At 72.1% G+C, this 373-nt stretch carries 1 protein-coding gene; it reads left to right on the top strand.

Annotated elements, in window-relative coordinates; genetic code table 11:
* Positions 1-36: 36 nt before the first annotated feature.
* The coding region (locus tag QWJ41_RS22440) for a transposase (protein ID WP_302710370.1) at positions 37-373 on the top strand (337 nt) is incomplete at its 3' end.

Consider the following 373-nt stretch of genomic DNA (forward strand, 5'->3'; position numbering starts at 1 on the left):
AGCCGTGCCGCTGCTCGCCGCGCCGTGCGCGCTGAGATGCCGGGCTACAAGGCTGCTGCTGAGCTGGCCGAGTCCGGTGCCCTGGACGGGCTCTTCGCCCAGATCGACGCCGGCGAGATCGACCTGACCGGCGACGGCGGGTTCATCCCCGCACTGATCAAGCACGCCCTCGAGCGCGGTCTGGGCGCCGAGCTCACCGACCACCTGGGTTATGAGAAGGGCGCCCCGGATGCAGCCGCGTTCGACAACTCCCGCAACGGCACGACCCCGAAGACGGTCGCGACCCAGGTCGGCGACGTGAGCCTGGCGGTGCCACGCGATCGGGCCGGCACGTTCACCCCGCGACTGGTGCCCAAGGGCCAGCGGCGCCTGG

It is taken from the genome of Nocardioides cremeus (genome assembly GCF_030518195.1).
Lineage (GTDB): Bacteria > Actinomycetota > Actinomycetes > Propionibacteriales > Nocardioidaceae > Nocardioides > Nocardioides cremeus.